Annotated in this window: 18 protein-coding genes and 1 riboswitch; all 18 genes read right to left on the minus strand. The window is 38.5% G+C overall.

Annotated elements, in window-relative coordinates:
* Positions 1-100: 100 nt before the first annotated feature.
* The 18 genes from C8270_RS00740 to pcrA all read right to left on the minus strand — a co-directional run bounded on the left by C8270_RS00740 (position 101) and on the right by pcrA (position 24,897).
* On the minus strand, positions 101-1,252 hold the full coding sequence (locus C8270_RS00740; protein ID WP_106494655.1) for a methyl-accepting chemotaxis protein: 1,152 nt from the start codon (positions 1,250-1,252) through the stop codon (positions 101-103).
* Between the two features lie 53 nt (positions 1,253-1,305).
* Positions 1,306-2,016, minus strand: a complete 711-nt coding sequence (locus C8270_RS00745) for a hypothetical protein (RefSeq protein WP_106494656.1) — start codon at positions 2,014-2,016, stop codon at positions 1,306-1,308.
* A 48-nt stretch (positions 2,017-2,064) separates the two neighbouring features.
* On the minus strand, positions 2,065-2,433 hold the full coding sequence (locus C8270_RS00750) for a hypothetical protein (protein WP_106494657.1): 369 nt from the start codon (positions 2,431-2,433) through the stop codon (positions 2,065-2,067).
* 129 nt (positions 2,434-2,562) lie between these two features.
* Positions 2,563-2,649: riboswitch (cyclic di-GMP riboswitch) on the minus strand.
* A gap of 411 nt (positions 2,650-3,060) precedes the next feature.
* On the minus strand, positions 3,061-4,872 hold the full coding sequence (locus C8270_RS00755) for a M3 family oligoendopeptidase (RefSeq protein WP_106494658.1): 1,812 nt from the start codon (positions 4,870-4,872) through the stop codon (positions 3,061-3,063).
* Positions 4,873-4,945: 73 nt separating this feature from the next.
* Positions 4,946-6,358 (minus strand): dipeptidase PepV, encoded by a 1,413-nt coding sequence (gene pepV, locus C8270_RS00760; RefSeq protein WP_106494659.1) that lies wholly within the window; start codon positions 6,356-6,358, stop codon positions 4,946-4,948.
* 745 nt (positions 6,359-7,103) lie between these two features.
* Positions 7,104-8,480 (minus strand): 23S rRNA (uracil(1939)-C(5))-methyltransferase RlmD, encoded by a 1,377-nt coding sequence (rlmD, locus tag C8270_RS00765; RefSeq protein ID WP_106494660.1) that lies wholly within the window; start codon positions 8,478-8,480, stop codon positions 7,104-7,106.
* Between the two features lie 167 nt (positions 8,481-8,647).
* Entirely contained in the window at positions 8,648-9,220 is a 573-nt protein-coding gene (locus C8270_RS00770) for a Uma2 family endonuclease (RefSeq protein ID WP_234028443.1), read from the minus strand.
* A gap of 92 nt (positions 9,221-9,312) precedes the next feature.
* Positions 9,313-10,221, minus strand: a complete 909-nt coding sequence (locus C8270_RS00775) for a diacylglycerol kinase (protein ID WP_106494662.1) — start codon at positions 10,219-10,221, stop codon at positions 9,313-9,315.
* A gap of 255 nt (positions 10,222-10,476) precedes the next feature.
* On the minus strand, positions 10,477-11,907 hold the full coding sequence (gene gatB, locus C8270_RS00780) for an Asp-tRNA(Asn)/Glu-tRNA(Gln) amidotransferase subunit GatB (protein WP_106494663.1): 1,431 nt from the start codon (positions 11,905-11,907) through the stop codon (positions 10,477-10,479).
* A complete protein-coding gene (gatA, locus tag C8270_RS00785; RefSeq protein ID WP_106494664.1) occupies positions 11,907-13,379 on the minus strand; it encodes an Asp-tRNA(Asn)/Glu-tRNA(Gln) amidotransferase subunit GatA in 1,473 nt (490 codons plus the stop codon). Before gatA ends, gatB begins: the two co-directional genes overlap by 1 nt.
* Before the next feature lie 12 nt (positions 13,380-13,391).
* Positions 13,392-13,682, minus strand: coding sequence for an Asp-tRNA(Asn)/Glu-tRNA(Gln) amidotransferase subunit GatC (gene gatC / locus C8270_RS00790; RefSeq protein ID WP_106494665.1), 291 nt, complete (start codon positions 13,680-13,682; stop codon positions 13,392-13,394).
* 295 nt (positions 13,683-13,977) lie between these two features.
* Positions 13,978-15,498, minus strand: coding sequence for a sodium/proline symporter PutP (gene putP, locus C8270_RS00795; RefSeq protein ID WP_106494666.1), 1,521 nt, complete (start codon positions 15,496-15,498; stop codon positions 13,978-13,980).
* Positions 15,499-16,069: 571 nt separating this feature from the next.
* Positions 16,070-16,213, minus strand: coding sequence for a hypothetical protein (locus C8270_RS19620; protein WP_158701547.1), 144 nt, complete (start codon positions 16,211-16,213; stop codon positions 16,070-16,072).
* A gap of 16 nt (positions 16,214-16,229) precedes the next feature.
* The gene (locus tag C8270_RS00800; protein WP_106494667.1) at positions 16,230-17,495 is read right to left on the minus strand and encodes a helix-turn-helix domain-containing protein; all 1,266 of its coding nucleotides are present in this window, start codon (positions 17,493-17,495) and stop codon (positions 16,230-16,232) included.
* A gap of 235 nt (positions 17,496-17,730) precedes the next feature.
* On the minus strand, positions 17,731-19,284 hold the full coding sequence (gene pruA, locus C8270_RS00805; protein WP_106494668.1) for an L-glutamate gamma-semialdehyde dehydrogenase: 1,554 nt from the start codon (positions 19,282-19,284) through the stop codon (positions 17,731-17,733).
* A 124-nt stretch (positions 19,285-19,408) separates the two neighbouring features.
* A complete protein-coding gene (locus C8270_RS00810; protein WP_234028444.1) occupies positions 19,409-20,638 on the minus strand; it encodes a CamS family sex pheromone protein in 1,230 nt (409 codons plus the stop codon).
* Between the two features lie 11 nt (positions 20,639-20,649).
* Positions 20,650-22,653 carry an NAD-dependent DNA ligase LigA gene (ligA, locus tag C8270_RS00815; protein ID WP_106494669.1) on the minus strand — a complete coding sequence of 668 codons (2,004 nt, stop codon included), beginning with the start codon at positions 22,651-22,653 and terminating at the stop codon, positions 20,650-20,652.
* 15 nt (positions 22,654-22,668) lie between these two features.
* On the minus strand, positions 22,669-24,897 hold the full coding sequence (pcrA, locus tag C8270_RS00820; protein ID WP_106494670.1) for a DNA helicase PcrA: 2,229 nt from the start codon (positions 24,895-24,897) through the stop codon (positions 22,669-22,671).
* Positions 24,898-24,900: the final 3 nt, after the last annotated feature.

The following is a 24,900-nucleotide window of genomic DNA, read 5'->3' on the forward strand; positions in this document are numbered from 1 at the left end:
AGCTTCTCACAAGTTTGATCAACTTATGAGAAGCATTCTTATCTATATCAACGATCTTTATGCTGTTCGACTGATCTTATCTTCCACCGCTTGATCCATCTTAAGCTTCCTCTGTTCCAGCACCATCTAATAGTATATTGTTGACGTCATTTCTTAATTCTGAAAGGCTCTTTGCTTCCTGAACTAATTTTTGTATTGTATCTAGCTCATCATCACTAATTTCTACAAGTTCCTCGAACATTTCAACAGATTCCTGAGAGATAGAAGTTATCTCTACCATTGATGCCATTATCTGCTGAGAAGCAGAAGATAATTCTTCTGTACTTGCAGAAGAATTTGCATTGTTTTCAGCAATAATCTTTGTAGCAGATAGAATCTTTTCAAACATAGTTCCAATCTCTTCAACGGTCGTATTTGCATCTTTAAATTCTTCTATTCCCTGTTGCATCGAATTAACTACTATTTCCGTTTCTCCTTGTATATTCTTTACAATATCTGATACTTCAGAAGAAGACTGACGAGATTGTTCAGCCAATTTTCGTACCTCGTCGGCAACAACCGCAAAGCCTTTACCGTGCTCACCTGCACGTGCTGCTTCTATTGTCGCATTCAATGCCAATAGATTGATTTGTTCTGAAATCCCTGTAATCACTTTTACAATCGTATCGATTTCGTGAGAACTTTCTCCAAGTTTATTTATTGCACCAAATGTTGTATTTACCGTTTGATTAAACTGCCCCATTTTCTCCAAAGAATCTTTTAGCTTTACATTTCCTTCTTGCGTCAATTCTAAGGTAGTATTCGATTGTTCCGAAATTTGATTTGACCTCACCGAAAGATCTTCGATAGACTGTGTCATTTCTTCCATAGACATTGTACTTTCTTCTGTAGCTACTAATTGTTTCTTTAATCCTCTACCTACCTCATCGATTGCTGCTCTTACAATATCGGCTTTCTCGGTTGCGTATTCACCGACTTCAGCAAGATTTTCTCCTTTTTTATGAACACTTGTTGAAAATGAATGAAACTTCTCCCTTACATGGCCAAAGAATTCGATTAGTTGATTAAATACAGTATGATCGGCGCTTTTTTCATCAACTTTACTACCGATATTACCTGCCGATATTTCTCTCATTCCATTTAAGATTTCTTTATTTATATGGGGTTGATGCTTCAGTGAAAAATATTGATAAGCAAAATACACTGTTGTCCCCAATAAGATAACAATAATAACTAACATTATGGCTTCCATGATTAATAAATCCCCTGCTTTTTTATTATTTGATTCGATCTATAATGAAAATCTTAAAGTTCCCTAATCAATACATAAGTTCCATCGGCTGTATTTAAAGGAATATCATTCAACCTACTATTATCTTGATATTTATGAACAATATAATTTCCTTCAACATCTGTGTATTTCTTCATATTATGATACTTTTCCAAAACACGTATCGATTTCGGATTTGTCGCTTCAACCAAAACAGCCTTCAACCCTTGCGAAGATGCCTTTGTTATCAGTCTATTTCCTAATTGCTGAATAATTTCGTGACGGTTATGTTCAGCTGTTACCCCTATCATGAATAGGTGGAATATCTCTCCGTCATTAAGTTCTTTTCCGTTTCGTTCTTTATAATCCTCCAAGAAGCGTTTATCCACATCTTCCAAAGCATGCACAATAACATTCATATCATAAAAAGAACCTTCAAATACATCTTCCCCGATAATCTCTGGCGCATTTGTATCACCGGCAAAGACACCGACAACCTCATTATTACTATCTTGAGCGACTGCGCAGTATCCCTGATCAACTATAGTGTTTAAATAATCCTTGGTAAACTCGAAGAAATCTTCATAATTTATATTTAACTGACCTACCATCGGTTCCTGTACCCATTTGCCTGAAACATCCACTCCAACAAATGAACGTGCTAGACACTCAGCTGCTCTCTGAATTAAATCTGTTTGTTCCTTCGTTATAATTTCGTATGTATATAACTCTAATGTTGTTTGCACTTATTAACTTCCTTTCACATTTAAAAATTCCTAATTAGAAACCTAACATTACACAGAACGAGGTACATCATCGACAATTGTACCTGAGAAATCTATTCTTTCAAGTACATTCCTAATTTGCACTTGAGCAATCTTAGATGAAGGATTTACTACAAGGACATCCTTAAAACCCAAGGTGGAATAAAATTGCATCGTTTCTTCCAACTGTGGTACCACTTTTGATGGAACCGGCGTTTGGTAAGTTGCATCGACAACAAATGTATAATTTTGTCTTGATACTTTATTAATTGTATCCTGTAAATCTGTCATATAACCTTCTACATCTTCCTCTCTCATCAATCCATGCACCTGTACATGTACTTCCTTGACGGGTTCATTTACCGCCATTTTATATTTCTTTTTATCTACAACTATCATCTCTAATCCTCCTTTTTTCCTATAATCCGCTACATTTCGTTGTTGCAGTTTGTATGGTTTTTTCGTAAGAGCATAAAAAAAGACTATCCCATATGTAGACAGGGATAACCAAATAATCCTTCACATAATACTGGCAACCCGACTATCATTATCCATAGGGATTTTAGACTCGTAGCTTTGTGTCCTTACCTTTCGATAAGTTTACCTTTTTCAATTTTTATAAACATAGGACTAAACTCATGCTCATATATTACTATATCATTATAAACATTTTGTCGATTTTTGTCGATTATAGAGTTTTTTTCCAAAATTGGATATATGGGACGCGGGGACAGGTTTCTTGTCCCAGGCTGAATTGGCATAGTGGCAAGCTTGCCGCGCGGGACACCTAACCTGTCCCCACGTCCCGCTTATCAACGGCTGTTCCATTTATATATTCTCCCCACAATGTCCCTATTTCAGTAGATGTGAGCTTCAAACCTTCTATTGAAAAATAATCATTGATCTATTAAACAACACATATATTATCCATGCCACACTAATAAGGCAAATCCATCGCAAATACTTGGTAAAAAGCCATAAAAAATAGTGCTTGTCCCTAATGCCGACAAGCACCATTCCTATTCTTTAGTTTTTACCTACTTCATTTGTCAAACGAATAAATTCATCCACATCTTTTGCCATTAATTGAATTCCTGCTGCCCAGAAATCTTGTTTGGTTACATCAACACCTAAATGTTTTTCTGCTAAATTTTCTACTTTCATAGAACCTGTATCTTTTAATAGAGCAATGTACTTTTCTTCAAAGCCTTCTGGGTGTTTTAAGTATTCGGCATAAATTCCTAAGCTAAACAAATAACCAAACGTATAAGGGAAGTTGTAGAACGGCACTTCATCAATAAAGAAGTGTAATTTGCTGCACCAGAAATGCGGATGATAGCTGGATAAACTATCGTTGTATGCATCCTTTTGTGCTTGAACCATTAATTCATTCAGCCTTTTTTCCGAAACAATCCCTTCTGTTCGTTCCTTATAGAAGGCATTTTCAAATAAAAATCGTGCATGAATGTTTAAAAACATTGCCGTAGCATTTTCCAATTTGGAATTTAATAAGGCAATTTTTTCCCCAGCGTTTTTTGCATTTTCTACCGTTGCATTCCCGATAATTGTTTCTGCAAATGTACTTGCCGTTTCCGCTACATTCATGGCATACCCTTGATTTATATAAGGTAAATCCTTCATAACATGACTATGAAACGCATGACCAAGTTCATGGGCTAGTGTGCTAGTATCGTTTGGCGTACCAGTGAATGTCATAAAAATTCGTGATTCCTCAAATTCTGGAAGTCCTGTACAATACCCACCTGGTCGTTTGTTTGGACGATCCTCTGCCTCTACCCAACGATTTTCAAGCGCATGTTTGGCAAAACCTGAAAGCTTTGAACCAAAGGAAGCGAAATGGTCAATCACAAAGTCACATGCTTCATCATATGTAAATCGGGTCGGTTTCTCATCACCTAATGCTACCGGAGCATCCACGTCTTGCCAGCCCAGTTTTTCCATACCGAATAGGTCAGCCTTTTGATTCAAAAAGTCAATGAAAGGCTGTTTATTAGCGGCAACTGCTGACCACATCGCATCAAGCGTTTCTTTAGACATACGATTATATTCCAATGGTTCGTCCAAATAATTCTTGCGGTCATGTGCCTCTTGCAACGTAATCCGATAACCATCCAAATGATTGATGGTATCGGCAAAAATTGGTGCATATTTCGTCCATGCTGCTTCCCAATTTCCAAACAGTGTTTTGCGTACTTCCGGGTCTGGATCCGTATACATCCGGTTCATAGCTTGACCAACTGACAATTCTGTTTCTTTTCCATCTTTATCTGTGAATGGAATCGTCATAATCGAGACAACGGAATCATATAAACTGCTCCATGCAGATAAACCATCTTTATTTAATTCAGCGATGAGCTTTTCTTCCTCTTCAGATAAAAGCCGTTTTCCTTGATCACGCATTTCATTTAAAACAAAAGAAGTTTCCTTTAACGCTTCATCTTCCAAAAGATTTTGCCAATCGTTATCCGAAATCGCCACAAGTTTTTTGGTAAAAGTATTCGAAAGCTTTTGCACTTCGCTATATAAATCCATCACTTGTCCCATCACTACATTGGCATGTTCATCATTCATGTATGCATCATGACACATTTGCACAAATGTGGCGGATTGACCTAACCCTTTACCAATTGCTTCTTGTTTTTGCAAAATAGTTTTAAAGGTTATTGCAGATTGATCTGTGCTAAAATCCCATTCGTTCAACAAATGTTGATATGCCTGGATTTCCTCTTGAATCGCTTTCAGTTTAGCCTGTAATTCCGCTGATTTTGTACCTCCAGGAAAAATGCTTTCTAAATCCCAAGTATCTACATATTTCATATTGCTCCCCCTTTTTTTCACTATTTTAAACCTTTTGAGTGAATTTAGAAACTAAAATGAAAATGACATCACTTTAAAGATCCGCTTTTGCCAATTCATAAATAGCTTGTGCGTAAATCGCCGTTGCTTTTAATAAATCCTCCACAATAGCATATTCATCTTTTTGGTGCATCACATCTTCACGTCCCGGGAATAGTGCACCAAAGGCAACCCCATGTTCTAATGCACGTGCATAGGTTCCGCCACCGATAGCAAGTAGTTCTGCGTTTTCCCCAGTTTGTTCTTCATATACTCTTTGTAATGTTTGGATAAGCGGGTCATCTTTTTTGACATAAGCAGGCTTGGAATCGGTGAAGTTTTCCAGTTGCAGTTCATTTTCCTGTACCACTGCTTGAATTTTTTCCTTTCCTTCATCAATATCAAATGTAACAGGATAGCGCATATTTAATCCAATCCGACCGCCAGTTTCCTTATTGTAGTTCATTATTCCGGCATTAATAGTCAAATCTCCAGATACCTCATCTTGATAAACAATGTCAAATATCTCTCCACGGGATTGGTTAAAAAATGAAGCAACTGTATCAACGAATTTCTTCCCCTGAACATCCAACTCCAACGCTTGTAAAAATTGCGCCATAAAAATACCAGCATTTTTCCCGTTTCGTGGTTCTGCACCATGGGCACTAACCCCAACCAGTGTCAAAATGAGTTCATCTTCATTTTCTGAGGCATCTCCATCTAATCCTGATTCTTTAAGAAATACCTGATACTTTTGTATAATATCCTCGGCTCCACTATGTAATTTCAGGCGAACTTCAGCAAAATCTGGTACCATATTATACCTTCGTCCGGATTGGAACGACCGCAATTGAAGTTTTGCATCGGATTCAGTATGGACAGGTTGAACAATATCGTAATCTGATATCCCTTTTTCCGCATAAATGATTGGAAAGTCCGCATCTGGGACAAACCCTACACTTGGCATTTCTTCTTTTTCAAAATAATGATCGACACCTCTCCAATCACTTTCTTCATCTGTTCCAATAATCAGCCTAACTCTTTTTTCCAGGGGAAGTCCCAGCTCTTTAACAATTTTCATACCATAATATGCAGCAATCGTTGGCCCTTTATCATCACTTGAACCACGGGCATAAATTTTTCCATCCTTTATTACTGCACTATACGGATCAACGCTCCAGCCATCGCCCTCCGGCACAACATCAACATGCCCTAAAATACCAAAAAGCTCGTCTCCTTCTCCCATTTCGAGATGACCTGCTAAGTCTCCAACATTTTTGGTGATAAACCCATCTTTCTTTCCCAAATCCAACATATAATCTAAGGCATCTTTAACCCCTTGTCCAAGTGGAGCGTCTGGTTTAGCAGCCCCTTCGTCCAATACACTTCTAATTTGCAAAAGTCCTTTTAGATCCTTTAAAAAATCTTCCTTTCTTTTTAACACTTCATTCATCCAATTGATACTCATATTGCAAATCACTCCTTTTTGTTTAGGTCTATTATGCCACAATGATTGTTATATATGGCATTATTACTTAGTCCTCATAATAGACTTTATGTTTTATCACTTATTTTAAACTTCATGAATTATCATTTTACTTATGGTTACTCGATAGTAGGTTCTCATTGCTATAACAACCAATCCAATGATGAAAATAATCATCATCGCAGCTAGTCAAAGTCCGAATGCATCTAACGTTGTTCAACTATTATCCTTTTAAGTTGGGACAATAAGGAAAATTGCTCCAATGCCTACGACAGCCACCAATTGAGAGATTAACCACAGATAAAATCTCCAAGCAGGATGTTATTTGCGTTTACCCGACCATCGAATACCTTTTGTGATGGCATTTTGTATCCGAACGAAGCAATCACTACTCCCGCAAAGGCCGTGGATGTCACATATTATATACATTGATTATCGACAAAAATGCCCTTCATGTGTTTGATCATGGCTATTTTGACTCCAGTTGATCCTTCTTCTAATATCCACTCACTCGGGATGCGATTGTAAAGATCGGCGCGATGAAGTATCCCTTACACTTGGTAGAAACATCGGATAGCAAAGAAAACATAATAATGATCGCGTGTAACGATGCCTAAGTAAGTGCACAAGAAATAAGCAACCTTTACCGCTTTGGCAAATTGAATTGTTATTTAATTGGATAAAACAACATTTAATGGAAGGCAAAAAAGATTGAGGAATTATTCCCTCAATCTTTTTTCAAAATCAACTGCGTCACACACTCCACATGCCCCGTCATCGGAAACATATCCACCGGTTGCACTTCCTGTGTCTTAAACCCTCCATCTTCCAATATCCGTAAATCCCTTGCCAATGTACTTGGGTTACACGACACATACACAATCCGCTTCGGCTGCATGTCCAGCATTGCTTTTAATAGCTCCTCATCACAGCCTTTACGCGGCGGATCGACTACAATCACATCAGGATCAAGCCCTTGTGCTTTCCACCATGGCATAATCTTTTCCGCTTCACCAACGAAAAACTCCGCATTTGTCATACCATTTAATTTGGCATTCTTCTTCGCATCACTGATCGCTTCTGGAACAATTTCCACTCCATAAACTTTCTTTGCCTGCTGTGCCAGGAATAATGAAATTGTTCCAATCCCGCAATAAGCATCAATCACATTATCATTGCTGTCGATTTGTGCGTATTCTAGTGCCTTATCATACAGTGTCTTTGTTTGCACTGGATTCACTTGATAAAATGACTTCGCTGAAATAGCAAATGTCAGATCACCAATTCGGTCATAAATATATTCCTCGCCCCACAACAGCTTAGTTTTTTTACCTAAAATAACATTTGTCCGCTTTTCATTTACATTTTGCATAATTGATTTGATGTTCGGAAAGGCTTCCGTCAGTTCAGCGATCAAAACATCCTGATTCGGCAGTTTTTCTGTTCTTGTCACTAAAACAACCATGATTTCATCCGTGGCATGGCCTGTCCGCACCATAATATGTCTTAATACGCCCGTATGCTTTTCCTCTTGATAGGCCTTGATGCCAAGCCGATTCGCAATACTTCTAACCGCCTTAACAACCTCGTTAATCACTTCATTATGGGTGACACACGTTTCGGTATTCTCCATAATACGATGGCTGCGCTTTTGGTAAAATCCGGTTATCAGTTCTCCGTCTTTTTCTCCAACAGGAATTTGAACCTTATTCCGGTAATGCAATGGATCGTCCATCCCAATAATCGGATGGATTGGTACCTCTTCCAAATGGGCGACTTTTTTCATCGCGTTTTTCACTTGATTTTGTTTCATTTCTAGTTGCAGCTGATAACTCATATGCTGAAGACCGCATCCGTTACAATCAACGTGGCATAAGGGATCCACTCGTTCCGGACTTTCACTTATCAATTCCAGCACTTTGCCAAAACCGAAATTTTTATTTACTTTTACTACTTTCACCTTTGCTTCTTCATCAGGTAATGCATTCGGGACAAACAATGGATAGCCATTGATTTTGCCAACGCCATTTCCTTCATGCGTCAAATCCTCAAATTTAAGTGTTATGATTTCATTCTTTTTCACTGGTGCCGTCTGTTTGGGCATTGTTATCTTCCTTTGCGTTCGTTTATTCTGATTACTATCTTATCATATCCGGTTTGTACATTTCATAAAAACATAACTGGTATCTTGATCGTCTAATTGTGTTACTAACTTTCACCCATCAAAAAAGCCACATAACATCTAAAAGTCATGTAGCCATTATTTCAGATTTATTTTTCAAAAACCAGTCGCAAATCAATAGCCAACTCATCAAAAATGGATACCTGTACTTGATCTTCATCCGTGTACAGATCCGGTCGTCCATAATGCTGATTTTCCTGGAGAATAAAAACACTAACAATCTTTTCCAGGGGCTCGACTATCCAATATTCTTTAACACCTGCTTGCTCATATTTATTGAATTTCTTAATTTTATCTATTCTGGCAGTAGAAGGTGAAATAATTTCCACGATCATATCCGGATTTCCTTTACAACCACTATCATCTAGTTTTGATTCATCACAAACAACTGTTATATCTGGTTCAAAAACGTCTTCTTTATTTTCTTCCCTACTGCTTTCGTCTTCAAGGTCTAATACAACATGAAAAGGCGCTGGATAAATCTCACATTCTTTTCCAACTAAAAAGTTTGCAATTTGACGATGTAATTCTGATAGAACCTTTTGATGAATTCTGGAAGCTGCAGCTTGTAGATATGGAATCCCATCAATAATCTCCGCTCTTACATCCTCAGGCCATGATAAATAGTCAGCATACGTATACTTACGATCATCTTTTGGCAACGGTATTTAATCACCCCAGAACCAAATATTTATTATTTTCATTATACCATGGAAACTACAGCTAACAAGAATTAAAAAATGACTGCCTGTAATCAGCAATCATTCTTCTCTACAAATTCATCTGGAACGAACAATTCCACATGTTGTTTTAAATTGGCAAATTCGCCTGGCAGCAATCCGCCAAATTCACCGTCAATATTCAATTGCATTTTTTCGGCTGTTTCCACTTTAATATGCTTTGCTTTCGTGTAAATAACATTTTTATGATCAAGGTGTACACCTCTTAAAGCCAATGTTGCAATGTGAATAAACTCTGCCAAGTTCGTCTTTTTCAAAATAATCACGTCAAAATAACCATCATCAAGTTTGGCGGTTGGGGCTAGTTTTTCAAAGCCACCAATTGAATTCGTATTGGAGATTAAAAACAGCATAATGTCGTCTTCCAATACTTCACCATCATATTCGATTCGTACACTTGTCGGTTTCAATGAGGGAAGCATTTCAATACCCTTCATATAGTACGCAAGCTGTCCAAGCATGGTTTTTAACTTGCTTGGTACCTCATACGTTAACTCAGTAAGCTTTCCTCCACCAGCGATATTGATAAAATAATGCTCATTAACTTTACCGATATCCAATGGCATCGAATGATCATCTAAAATAATGTCGACAGCTTTCATGATGTTGCGGGGAATAGATAATGCACGTGCGAAATCATTTGTTGTCCCGACAGGTATGATACCTAGTTTAGGACGAAAATCCTGTTCTGCTAATCCATTAACGACTTCATTAATCGTTCCGTCTCCACCTGCTGCAACAACCACATCATAGCGTCTCTCAACAGCTATCTTTGCTGCTTCAGTCGCATCCCCTTCACAAGTTGTTGCATGTGCAGAAGTTTCATACCCAGCGATTTCAAACCGCTCTAGTACATTTGCTAATTCTTTTTTAAATGCCTCGCGTCCAGATGTAGGATTATAAATGATTCTTGCTCGTTTCATTATATCCCCCTCCTATTCACATCAACAAATTTATATATGTCCATTTCATTCAATTATTTTTTGTCCAAAGACTATCATAGACCTTTTTCCCATTTTTGAAAAGTCTATTTAGAAATTAGTTGACATAATTAGTCGGATCTCGTTGCTTGGAATGAATGTCCAGGAAGATATAACAGAAGATCCCCATACCATTATTTACTAGTAAAAAATGAACCATTCCAAAAGCATTTGCCTCTGGAATGGCCTTATCACAATTTATCTTTTGTCCATTTCTTCCTTAAGAATCTTATTAACCATTGGCGGATTTGCTTGCCCTTTTGTTTGTTTCATCACTTGTCCAACTAAAAAGCCAAGCGCACGATCCTTACCATTTTTGTAATCAATAATCGATTGTTCATTCACATCAAGAATTCCAGTAATGATTTCCTTTAATTGACCTTCATCGGAAATTTGTACAAGACCCTTTTCTTTAACAATATTCTCTGGGTCTCCGCCTTTATCAACTAATTCGGCAAATACTTTTTTAGCAATTTTAGATGAAATGGTTCCATCCTCAATCAGCGTAATCATTTTGCCTAGTGACTCTGGAGTAAGTGCAAGATCATGCAGTTCTTTCAAATGTTTGTTCATATACCCTGATATTTCACCCATCAACCAGTTGGATGCTTGCTTTACATCAGCGCCATGTTCCACAGTCGCTTCAAAAAAGTCGGCCATTTCCTTTGATCCTGTTAAATTGGATGCATCATACTCGGATAAGCCAAGTTTTTCGATAAAACGTTTCTTGCGCGCATCTGGAAGTTCCGGAATTTGACTACGAATTCGCTCTTTCCAGGCATTGTCAATATACAATGGGACAAGATCAGGCTCAGGGAAATAACGATAATCATCCGAACCTTCTTTAACACGCATTAAGATGGTTTCTTTCGTCTTTTCATCATAACGACGTGTTTCTTGTAAAATTTCTCCACCTGAAAGCAATTCTTTTTCCTGACGTTTTTCCTCGAATTCAAGCCCTTTTTGTACATAAGTAAACGAGTTCAAGTTTTTCAGCTCTGTTTTAACGCCAAATTCATCTTGACCAATCGGACGGATGGATAGGTTAGCATCACAGCGCAGAGAACCTTCTTCCATTTTACAATCAGAAACACCCGTATACTGGATGATGTTTTTTAATTTTTCCAGGTATGCATAAGCTTCTTCTGGTGAGCGCATATCCGGCTCAGAGACGATCTCGATTAATGGTGTGCCTTGTCGGTTAAAGTCGACTAGCGAGTACCCATCATCACCATGGGTCAATTTACCTGCGTCTTCTTCTATATGCAGGCGAGTAATCCCGATCCGTTTCTTTTTCCCACCTACTTCAATTTCAATCCAGCCATGCTCACCAATTGGTTTATCAAACTGGGAGATTTGATATGCCTTTGGATTGTCCGGATAAAAATAGTTCTTACGGTCAAATTTAGTATCTGTTGCGATTTCACAATTTAGAGCCATTGCTGCTTTCATTGCAAAGTTAACTGCTTCTTCGTTTAAAACTGGCAATACACCTGGATACCCTAAATCAATCGGGTTCACATTTGAGTTTGGTTCCGCACCAAAAGCGTTCGGGCTGGGACTGAAAATTTTCGAATCTGTTTTTAATTCCACGTGTACTTCAAGTCCAATAATTGTTTCAAAGTTCATTATTTTGCACCCCCTAATTGAGGTCGTTTCGTGTGGTGATCTGTTGCTTGTTCAAAAGCATGTGCCGTCCGGTAAACAGTACCCTCGTCAAAATTCTTTCCGATGATTTGCAGACCATATGGCAAGCCATTTTCTGAAAGTCCACATGGCACCGAAATGGCCGGCACACCTGCTAAGTTAACCGGGATTGTTAAAATATCATTGGCATACATTGTTAACGGATCTTCCACTTTCTCCCCAATTTTAAATGCTGGTGTTGGTGTAGTTGGTCCAATAACAACATCATAATCCTCAAATATTTTGTCAAAGTCATTTTTAATTAAGGTACGTACTTTTTGTGCCTTTTTGTAAAAAGCATCATAATAACCTGATGATAATGCATATGTTCCAAGCATAATCCGGCGTTTAACTTCTTCACCAAAACCTTCGCTACGAGACATTTTAAACATGTCTAGCATATCTTTTGCATTTTCCGAACGCACACCATAGCGCACACCGTCAAATCGCGCTAAGTTGGCAGATGCTTCTGATGACGCAATTATATAATAAGCAGCAACTGCGTATCTGGAATGCGGTAAGGAAACCTCTTCCCACTCAGCTCCAAGTGATTCGTAAACTTGAAGTGCATCCATTACGGATTGCTTCACTTCAGGGGAAACGCCTTCGCCAAGGTATTCTTTTGGAACGGCAATTTTTAATCCTTTTACATCTCCAGTTAAAGATTCTGTAAATGCTGGTACATCAACGTTGGCACTTGTTGAATCCATTTTATCTTGACCAGAAATTACTTCAAGGACACGCGCATTGTCTTCCACATTTCTTGTAATTGGTCCAATTTGATCGAGTGATGAAGCAAATGCAACGAGACCAAAGCGCGATACCCGACCATATGTTGGTTTTAAGCCAACAACACCACAAAACGCTGCAGGTTGACGGATCGATCCGCCAGTGTCAGATCCTAATGAAAATAGAACCTCTCCAGCCGCAACAGAAGCAGCTGAGCCACCACTTGAACCACCTGGAACATAATCTGTATTCCAAGGATTTCGCGTTGGAGTAAAGCTTGAATTTTCATTTGATGAACCCATTGCGAACTCATCCATATTTAGCTTACCAATTGTAATTGCCTTCGCTTCATTTAACTTGTCGATTACTGTTGCATTGTATAATGGATCATCGAAGTTTTTAAGGAATTGACTTCCACACGTTGTCCGCAATGCTTTGGTCACAATATTATCTTTGATACCGCTTGGCAAACCAAATAAAGGATGGTTGTCGAAATTAGTTGTTTCTTGATCTAACGTTTCCGCATGATTGCGTGCATTTTCTTCGTCTAGCGTTAAAAATGCTTTTACCTGATCATCCACTTCCTGTATTCGCTTGTACGATGTATCAACTAAATCACTTACTGTAATTTCTTTATTATGTAGCTTTTGTTCTAATTCTTTGATACTGTAATCAAACAATGACATGTATTTCCCTCCCTACTCCAAAATCGAAGGCACACGGAAGTAATCACCTTTTTTGTCAGGTGCGTTTTTCAGTGCATCTTCTTGTGTTATCCATTCTTTAGGTTCATCTTTACGCAAGACATTTTTTAAATCTAAAACGTGTGTTGTCGGCTCTACACCCGTTGTATCCAGTTCATTTAATTGTTCTGCATATTCAAGAATCGAACCCAATTGCTTCGTAAACAGCTCTGCTTCTTCATCCGTCATTGCAAGCCTTGCCAAATTAGCAACATGCTTTACTTGTTCCGTTGAAATATCCGCCATTATTACACCTCCATTAAAACTATCACAATACTATTGATAATAGCAGAATTTGGCGTATATAGGCAACTGAATTACAAAAGTGTAAGTGCCCTTACAAGCTAAAAACGCGACATCCTAGGTTTGTGATTTTTCGACCGATCGAAATATTTGTCACACCACCTGTACTAGCACGATCTGTGTGATGTAGTGATGTGGCTTGCTGTCATACAAAAAAACACTTCACACATAACTAATTCTTGCCAAACAGACAAGTGATTAGCCTTTTGATGTGTGAAGTGTTTTTATTAGGACTGTGTTATTCCTTCATTTTTGCAACGGTCTGATCAAATTCAGCTTCAATTTCAGCTGATGGTTTTTCCAACAAACTAACGACAACCGTAACGATTAAGTTAAATAAGAATCCTGGAAGAATCTCATATAAGTCAAAGATTCCGCCTGATAAAAATCCACCCCAGATGATAACGGTTACAGCACCGACAATGATTCCTGCCAATGCACCATTACGCGTTGTCTTTTTCCAAAATAACGATAGTAAAATAATCGGCCCAAACGCAGCACCAAATCCAGCCCAAGCATAACTTACTAATTCCAATACAGAACTTTCCGGATTTAAGGCGAGTAACGCAGCAATTACCGCAATCACCAATGTTGCAATACGGCCAACCCATACCAGTTCTTTATCAGTTGCTTCTCTGCGAAAAATTGCCTTATAAAAATCTTCCGCTACTGCTGATGATGATACCAATAATTGTGAGTCAATGGTACTCATAATCGCTGATAAAATAGCAGCAAGGAGAACTCCAGCTACAATTGGATTAAATAAAATTTGCGAAAAAGCTATAAAAATTTTTTCCGGATCGGCAAGCATCTGCAAACCATTTTCCGTTACAACATCAATTCCGAATTTGCTTAATACCGATACATCCTGTGTACTAATAAATGCCAGACCAACAAATCCAGTAAAGATTGCTCCATATAGACCTAAAATCATCCAAGTTGTACCAATAAAGCGAGCTTTCTTTACATCTTTAGGTGATCGAAGTGCCATAAAACGAACAATAATGTGTGGTTGCCCAAAATAGCCTAATCCCCAGGCAACAGATGAAATAATTGCTAACAGTCCAACACCTTCCACCATATTAAGGTGGGTTGGGTCAATTTCACCAACTGCTTGAACTGCCGCATTCCATCCACCCATTTGGTTAAGTGCAACGATTGGTACAACAATCAGCGCCAAGAACATAAGAATACCTTGGAAAAAGTCTGTCCAAGCAACAGCCAAGAATCCGCCTAAAAGTGTGTACGATACAACAACAATCGTCCCTATCCATAGTGCAGAATGATAGGATAATCCAAATGATGCTTCAAACAGCTTTGCACCAGCTACCATGCCGGAAGACGTGTAAAAGGTAAAAAATAACAGAATAACCAATGCAGAAATCACGCGAAGGACATGCGACTTATCTCGAAAACGATTTTCTAAAAAGTCCGGAACAGTAATCGAATCATTTGATACCTCTGTATAAACCCGTAACCGTTTTGCTACAAATTGCCAGTTCAAATATGCCCCAGTTGCCAGACCAATTGCCATCCATGCTTCCGACAAACCTGAAGCATAAATTGCCCCAGGCAGACCGAGCAATAGCCATCCACTCATATCCGAAGCGCCAGCACTTAATGCAGCAACACCCGGGCCAAGCTTACGTCCCCCTAACACATAATCAGATAAATCATTCGTCATACGATACATGATAATACCAATAACAAGCATTCCAATTAAATAAACAATAAACGTAATAAGCGTTTCCATTTCCATGAACGAATCACTTCCTCTCGGTGAATAAAGTTATAATCGACAGTAAAATTAAAATTGGCATCGGAACAAATATCCAAAACCATGTGATGCCGGCAATTGCATATTCGGCTTCCTGCATTCGTTATCACCCCTTTCTGAATAATCCTTTAAAACAAAAGCGCAAGTGCCCGTTTAGCGACGTACGGACTGGACTGAGCCGTAGGAGATAAAGGAAACACGGTGAGCGGATGCGAACCGATGTTGACTTATCGTACGAAGGTGAGGGAAGTCTCGCTAGTCGCTGGGCGCTGGAGCTGGCCGTGGCTCATCATGCCCACGAATAAACCAGAGCCAAATTTTTGTACTTTCTTATCCTTCAAAATAAACATAATAGTACTTTAATAATAGCATATATCAGACAATTGCACATCATGTTACTTTTTACAACATTTATTTATTTTTTATGAAACTTTATTCCTACTTATTTAAAAGTAAACAAAAAAAAGGCCTGAAACAGCTTTCCACACTATTTCAGGCAAATCATATAGTAATAGGGTAAAAAAAGTTGACTGACTAATTCCTAAAGTAAAGATTAAAAGAAAGAGCCAGTATTGCTGATTGAAAGAATGCTAGGTTCTCTTTCCATTGTTGAATCATGTTGTGAATCAGAAGAAGATACTAAAAATCCAGTAACTAATAGAATCCCTAATGCGAATGTAGCGATTAATTTTTTCACTATATTACACCCCCTTTTAAATATTTACTAATTCATCATAAGTGATATTAGCTAACTTGTAATATTTCACCGCGTCTTTATAGCGGTAATTCTCCTCATAGTAGCTTGCAATCATAGTAGAATAAGTCACTAAATTGGCAAAGTCTTTATTCTTCTTTAAATATGGGATAAATTCATTAGTCACTAAGGCTTCAAACTTATCATTTTCTTGCTTTAGAGCGTAATCATAGGTGTGAATTATATAATAAAAAAGTTTATACTCATCATTTTTATAACTTGAACCTAATAACTGTAAACTCTTTTCTATCATGTTTCTCGTTTGATCAAGGTTATCAATATTATAGTACTCTTTAATCAATGATGTTGTAGCAGCAATTCGTTCTATTAAACTAACATCATTGTCATCTGCTACTTGCTCATAAAAGTGAATTGCTTCCTCGGTATCACCCTTTGCAGAATGAAGATAGCCTAGATTTTGGTTTACAAGTTGCATAATCTGCTTACTATGATTCAATTTCCCTAAATGTTTAGCCAAATTATGGTTCTTAATGGCCTTGTCATACATTTTGATTCGGCGGTAGGAAATACCTAACATTATGTGGCATTGTGCACACCTTAAAAAGTGATATTGTCTTTGAAAAACATCCAATGCTTTATTCGCATATTCAATCGATTCTAAGGTATTACGCAGTTTACTGTGTGTTACTGAAACAGTATATTGCAGATCTGCTACTTCCTCTTCAGCGAGTTCGAGCTGATTTAACTTATCCTCAGCAAGCCCATACATCCGAATCGCTTGATTAAACTCACCTGTAAGTGAATAGTAATTCCCCTTAAACTTATACCAATAAAATTGATGTAGACTATCAAAGGTGCTAGAAATTTCAGCAAGATTATTAATTTGCTCTAATGCGTCTTCATATTTACCCAATACCAGGAAGTATCTAATTTTATGTATCTCGTACAATACCATACTTTCCGAATGGGTTGTTTCCATCAGTTCCTCAAGCTCTTTGTATCCCCTTACAATTTCCTCTTTGTCATTGACCTCAAATAACTGACTGTACCACTCTTGGCATTTATTCTTAATGGTAATGTCCTTTTCATTGTCCAGCTGGATGCCAAGGCGGGTGCATAATAGGCTGATTACTTCTGGGCTTGCCTCAGTTTTGCCATTCTCAATCTTTGATAAATAGGCAAACGATACAATTCCTTCAGCCAGGTCCGCTTGGGTCATTTCCTGTTTAACGCGATGTAATTTAATATAAGGCCCTATTTCCATCTATTTACCCACCTCCCTAGCTGAATTTGAAAAATGAGTTAGCTAAAATTTCTATATTTCTATAATAACATAAATTCCAAAAATTCATATTGGGAAAGTTGAGGGGTAAAATAGTGGATTATCCACCTAAAAACTTGCTTACTTTCCTCAGATTAGGAAAGTTATGTAAAAAAAGACCTTTTTCTACATAAATCTACTAGAAAAAGGCCTTTTTTGCTAGATTGTGTCTAATTACTTATAACATTTCAGAAGTTGTTTTTCCTTGCATGTGTTGAATTAGGTAATCTGGTCCACCTGCTTTGGAATCTGTTCCAGACATGTTGAAGCCACCAAATGGTTGGTAGCCGACAATTGCTGCTGTACAGCCACGGTTAAAGTAAAGGTTACCAACGTGGAAGTCCTGACGTGCCTGTTCTATATGTGAGCGATTATTCGTAATAACTGCACCTGTTAGACCATAATCTGTGTTGTTAGCAATTTCAATCGCATGATCGAAGTCTTTTGCTTTTGTTAGTCCAACAACAGGTCCAAAGATTTCTTCCTGCATGATGCGTGCTTCTGGATCAAGATCAGCAAATACAGTCGGATTAACGAACCAACCTTTACTTTCATCACCAGTTCCGCCTACTAGAAGTTCTCCTTCTTTCTTACCGATTTCAACGTAGCTCATAATTTTATCATATGCGCCTTGATCAATTACAGGACCCATAAAGATATTTGATGGATCAGAAGTATCTCCGATTGTTAATTCTTTTGTTAATGCTGCAACACGGTCTTTCACTTGATCGTAAACATCTTCATGAATAACCGCACGTGAACATGCCGAACATTTTTGACCGGAGAAACCGAATGCAGATTGAACAATTGATTCTGCTGCTAGTTCTAAGTCTGCTTCTTTGTCAACTACAATGGTATCTTTTCCGCCCATTTCAATGATCGTGCGTTTCAACCATTTTTGTCCATCGTGTACTACTGCAGCACGTTCGAAAATACGTGTACCAACATCACGCGAGCCAGTGAAACTTACAAAGCGTGTGCGTGGGTGATCAACTAGATAATCGCCGACCTCACTTCCAGGTCCTGGGATATAGTTGATAACTCCTGCTGGCATGCCTGCTTCTTCTAACACTTCCATCAATTTATATGCGATAACAGGTGTTGTACTTGCTGGTTTCAACAATACTGTATTACCAGTAACCATTGCTGCAACCGTTGTACCTGTCATAATTGCAAACAGGAAGTTCCATGGTGAAATAACAACACCAACACCTAATGGAATATAATTAAATTGATTATGCTCGATTGGACGACTATTTACTTCAGCGCCATCTTTAATTTTCAGCATTTGGCGACCATAGTATTCCAAGAAGTCAATACCTTCTGCAACGTCCGCATCGGCTTCTTTCCATGGTTTCCCGCCTTCTTTAACTAAGTGCGCAGTGAACTCCAATTTACGACGACGAACAATTGCTGCGGCACGGAACAAAATATCTGCACGAAATTCTGGTGTCGATTTTCTCCATGTTTCAAATGTTTCGTCGGCAACTTTCATTGCTTTTTCAGCTAATTCTTTATTTGCCTTTGATACATATCCAATAACTTCTTGTTTATTCGCTGGATTTACAGAGGTGATTTTGTCCTCTGTTGTAATACGTTCACCACCAATGATAAGCGGATATTCCCCACCAAGATCAGCTTCGACTTGTTTAATCGCTTCCTGCATTAATTTCTTGTTCTCTTCTACGGTGAAATCTGTAAAAGGTTCATGCTTGTACGGTACTACTGCCATAAAAAAACCTCCCCATAAATATCCAATATTACTCCAATGATTGCGTTTTCATAAAAAGATGGATGGAGTGTATCCATCCATATTCTAACCGAATTGAAAAAACAGTTCAATAATTTTAAACGAATTAATTAAAAACCCGTACAGTTGGATCACTTTCCCCAGCATTGCGATAAATGATACTTTCGACCTTATTGTTGGTCATAATTTTGACTTCTATGTCATAATAATCGGGAAACATTTCTTTGATCAATCCGTACGTATACTGGGTGAAGCCAATTACTTCTCCTTTTCCATAAAATTCAATCGGGATCTCAAGGGTTAAGTTTTTTAGCTCCTCATTTATATAAAATCCCTCACCAATGACACCTACATAGTTAGGAAAAAACTTCTGAATTTCTTTACCAAAATCTGCAACTAGCTTGTTATCATCAAAGTACTTTTCTTCTGAATCCTCATTCGGAAACAAAACATTATCCTCTTTGATGGTTTCCCATTCGTCAATCGTTGATTCATCACCATTTATAGACGTTTTGGCTACATAATTGCCTGGTACAGGAGAACCTTGATCTTCTTCCCGGTACAGTGCAATCATAACGGGGACATTTTTTAATTTATCCATTTTCCGTATCCGTTTTAAAATAGTTTGCGCCATCTTTTTCCCTTGTTTAAGCATCTCTTCTTTAGAGATTTCTTCATGAAAATATGGTCCATACTCCTCTTTTTGGAAACGGTAGACTGATTTTAAAGCAAGGCCGATTGAGATTCCTACTAATTCTGCATTATTATCTTTATTCTTCTTGAGATAATTTTGTTCTAAAATATGAGATAAATAAGTTGGATTCGCCCGATTTGCTTTTTCATCGTATTCATCTTCATCTGCCAGTTTAGGATTCAAACCTTGCTGCAATTCTTTTTCTATTTCTTTTTTATCAATGTTTCTGCCTCTAGCTTTAAGATCGTTTACTTTATCTTTAACTTCTTCCGCCAACTGATCCTTAGTATATAACCTTTCTAGCCAACTAAATACCGTATCCTCGTCCAAGTATTGTCCTTCTTGAAAATAATACTTTTTGGGGTCGTAAACTGCCTTTGAATGGCGTCGTAATCCTTCTTCCATTTCATCAATGTCTAAGCGATTTCCCATCTGTTTGACAATAACCCCTCTAGCCTTACTAACTTTATATGGTAGGACCATCTTATACGTCTCTTCAGAAAGTTGATAACTCGGTACAATCGACGGCTCCTTGTTGGTAGTATCATCCTTCTTCTGGACCACTTCATCTTCGTTCATTTTTGGTGCACAGCTCGCAAGTAAAAGGAGCGTGCATAGGAGAATTGCACATAATTTCTTCACGACTCCCACTCCTAATCATTTAAGGCTTCTCTTAGCTGTTGTTCATCCCATATCGTCACACCAAGTTTCTGTGCCTTTTCAAATTTAGATCCAGCATCTTCACCAGCAATGACGATATCTGTCTTTTTACTGACACTTCCAGTTACAGAACCGCCCATATTCTCTATTTTTTCTTTTGCTTCTTGCCTTGTATAATGTTCCATCTTCCCTGTCAACACAACGGTTTTTTCAGAAAAAATGGTCTCCTCCGATTGACTTGACCGTTTTACACCGGTATATTCCATGTTTACACCAAGTTCTCTTAATTCTTGCAGCAGATCCGTTACTTCTTGTTCAGAAAAATAATGGGCAATCGAATCCGCCATTTTTTCTCCAATCTCATCAACTGCAATCAGTTCATCATAGGATGCCTGTTGTAAGTTATCGATTGTTTCAAATTGTTGTGCCAACGTTTTCGCAGCCTTTGCACCGACAAAGCGAATTCCAAGACCAAATAATAACCGCTCAATCGAGTTCCCCTTAGATACCTCAATTGCTTGTAATAAATTATCAACTGACTTTTCGCCCATCCGTTCCAACTTCAGTAAGTCTTCCCGATTCAATCGATAAATGTCGGCAATTGTTTGGATTAATTTTTCTTGGAAAAGTTGAATGATAACTTTTTCGCCCAGTCCATCAATATTCATCGCATTGCGTGATACAAAATGGATAAGCCCTTCTTTTAGCTGAGCAGGGCAATTAGGGTTGATACAACGCAATGCCACTTCTTCTTCCAATCGGACCAGGTCACTTCCGCATGCTGGACATGTTGTTGGCATATGAAATTCTTCTTCTTTGTCTGTACGTTTTTCCTCAACAACCCGAACAACTTCCGGAATAATATCTCCAGCTTTCTTAATCACAACCGTGTCGCCAATGCGAATATCCTTGGCACGAATTAAATCCTCATTATGCAAGGATGCACGTTTTACTGTAGTACCGGCAACTTTAACAGCATCAAGTATCGCTGTTGGTGTAACGACTCCTGTTCGCCCAACACTTAATTCAATATCAGTTAGCGTTGTGATTACTTCTTCAGCAGGAAACTTATACGCAATGGCCCAGCGCGGGCTTTTTGCTGTATATCCTAACTCTTCCTGCTGATCCAAATCATCCACCTTGACGACAATCCCATCAATTTCGTAATTCAAATTAGGACGTTCCGTTGTCCAGTACTCGACATAGTCAATTACTTCTTCAATTGTTTGGCATTTACGCCATTCTGGATTTGTTTTGAACCCTAACTCTTTTAAGTATGAAAGCCGTTCACTATGGGATTGAATCGTTCCCGTCTCCCATTCGCCAACACCATATAAAAATGTATCCAAATTGCGTTTTGCAGCAATTTTGGGATCAAGCTGTCGTAATGACCCTGCCGCCGCATTCCGTGGATTAGCAAATGGCTCGTCTCCATTTTCATCACGCTTTTGATTTAAAGCAAGGAAGGATTTATGTGGCATAAACGCTTCCCCGCGGACCTCGATTGTATCTTTATCTTTAATTGTTAAAGGGATACTTCGAATTGTCCTTAGATTACTCGTAATATCTTCACCAGTTGTTCCATCCCCGCGTGTTGCTCCACGGACAAATTTACCATCTTCGTACAATAGCGAAATGGCTAGCCCGTCAATTTTCAATTCGCAAACATATGAAACAGGTTTATCTGTACCTTCTGTTGCTCGTCTCGCAAAATCACGTAACTCATCCGCATTGAATGCATTTCCCAAGCTTAACATTGGAATATTGTGTTGTACTTTCTGAAAGGCTTCCAGTGGTTCGGCGCCAACACGCTGGGTCGGTGAATCAGCCGTAACAAGTTCAGGATAAGCGTCTTCTAGTTCCTGCAGCTCACGTAACTTTTGATCATATTCCGAGTCAGGCACACTCGGTTTATCCAATACATAATATTCGTGGCCGTATTGATGTAACAGTTCTTTTATGGCATCTATTTTTTCCTGTGCTTGTTGTTTATCCATTCATCAAGCAACTCCCTATTGTTTCGTTATTGGTGCAAATTTTGCTAACAGTCGTTTGATCCCGGTTGGTGCCGGAAAAGCTATATCAAGTTCCATCGCTTCCCCTTCTCCTTGAACTTTAACAACGGTGCCAACACCCCATTTTTTATGGTTTGCTTTGTCACCAGGCATCCATGTTTTACTTTCCGCTCCTGTGGTATTCTGTTGTCGCTCTGCTTTTCGTTTCAAAGGAGGTGTAGGAGTATTACTAGTATTCTTCTGGGCAATTGATCCACCGAACATTGATTGGCGCGCTTGTTCAATTCCATCAATTAGATCTTCTGGAATTTCATTAATAAACCGGCTGATCGGGTTCATATTCGTGCGACCATATAGTGTACGCATTTTAGCATGGGTCAAATAAAGTTCCTTCTCTGCCCGGGTTATCCCTACGTACGCAAGACGACGCTCTTCTTCCATTTCATCATTATCAAACATCGAACGGCTATGCGGAAAGACATTTTCCTCCAATCCGATTAGAAAGACAACCGGAAACTCCAGTCCTTTTGCCGCATGTAACGTCATCAGCGTAATTTTTTCTTCGTTATTTGGATCTTCCTCATCAACCTTGTCAATATCAGCGATTAACGCCAAATCGGTTAAGAAAGCAACAAGTGTCTTATCCTCATTCACCTTTTCAAAATCTTGAGTAACCGTCATAAACTCTTCTAAGTTTTCCAGACGGCTTTGTGATTCAAGTGTGTTCTCAGTTTTAAGCATTTTTTCATAGCCTGTTCGCTCAAGCACTGCTTCAACCATATCTGTAGCCGTTAAAAATTCTTGTTGCTGTGTTAACGTACGAATGAGTGTAGCAAATTCATCCAATGCATTCGCAGCTTTTTTAGAAACGCCGGTAAAATCAACTTCCTTCACCGCTTCAAAAAATGACAAATCGTGTTTTGTTGCATATTCCCGCAAGCGATCGATCGACGTTTTTCCAACTCCTCGCTTCGGTACATTCACTACCCGCTCAAAACTGATGTCATCATCTGGGTTAGTAATTAAGCGTAAATACGATGTTAAATCTTTAATTTCTTTACGCTCATAGAACTTTTGTCCACCAACCATTTGATAGGAAATATTTGATTTCATCAAGGTTGCTTCAATAGCACGAGATTGGGCATTTGTCCGATACAAAATTGCAACGTCATTAGGGGAAATGCCGCTCTCTCTTGTTAATTCCTGGATTTTATCCGTAACAAATAATGCCTCTTCTTGTTCGGTTGCTCCTTGGAAATAATTAATATGTTTCCCGTCGTCATTCTCCGTCCAAAGGGTTTTCGGTTTACGTCCAGGGTTATTTTGAATGACTTTATTTGCTGCTTCCAAAATGGCCTTCGTTGAACGATAGTTTTGTTCTAAGAAAACGGTTCGTGCTGTTGGGTAGTCCTTCTCAAAGGATAAAATATTTTGGATATCTGCCCCGCGCCAACGGTAAATTGATTGATCGGAATCACCGACAACACAGAGATTCTGAAAACGATTCGCTAGTTGTTTTACTAAATAGTATTGTGCGTGGTTCGTATCCTGATACTCATCCACATGAATATATTGAAACCGGCGCTGGTAATATTCCAATACTTCCGGAATACGTTTAAACAAATGAATGGTTTGCATGATCAAGTCATCAAAATCAAGCGATTGGTTTTTTTGCAGCATTTTTTGATAAGCTGCATATATCTCCCCTACTTGTCGTTCATAAAAGTTACCAACCTCTGCATTAAATGCTTCCGGTGTGATCAGTTCATTTTTTGCCGAACTAATTTGTCCCAGCATTGCCCGCGGATCAAATTTTTTTGGGTCGATATTAAGATTCTTTATGATTTGTTTAATGACGGATAGCTGATCGCTACTATCCAAAATCGTAAAGTTACGATTGTAGCCAATTCGATCAATATCACGACGCAAAATTCGTACACACATCGAGTGAAAAGTTGATACCCAAATTTGCTCACTATCCATTCCAACTAATCGTTTTACACGGTCTTTCATTTCTCGTGCTGCTTTATTGGTAAACGTAATCGCCAAAACATTTCTTGGTGCAACGTCTTTTTCACTTAGTAAATAGGCGATGCGATGGGTCAGCACCCGGGTTTTTCCACTACCTGCACCTGCCATAATTAATAACGGTCCATCTGTATGCTTAACAGCCGTTTGCTGTTCTTTATTCAATCCTTTGAGTAAGTCATCTATTGTTTGACTCACATC

It is taken from the genome of Lentibacillus sp. Marseille-P4043 (assembly GCF_900258515.1).
GTDB lineage: Bacteria > Bacillota > Bacilli > Bacillales > Amphibacillaceae > Lentibacillus_C.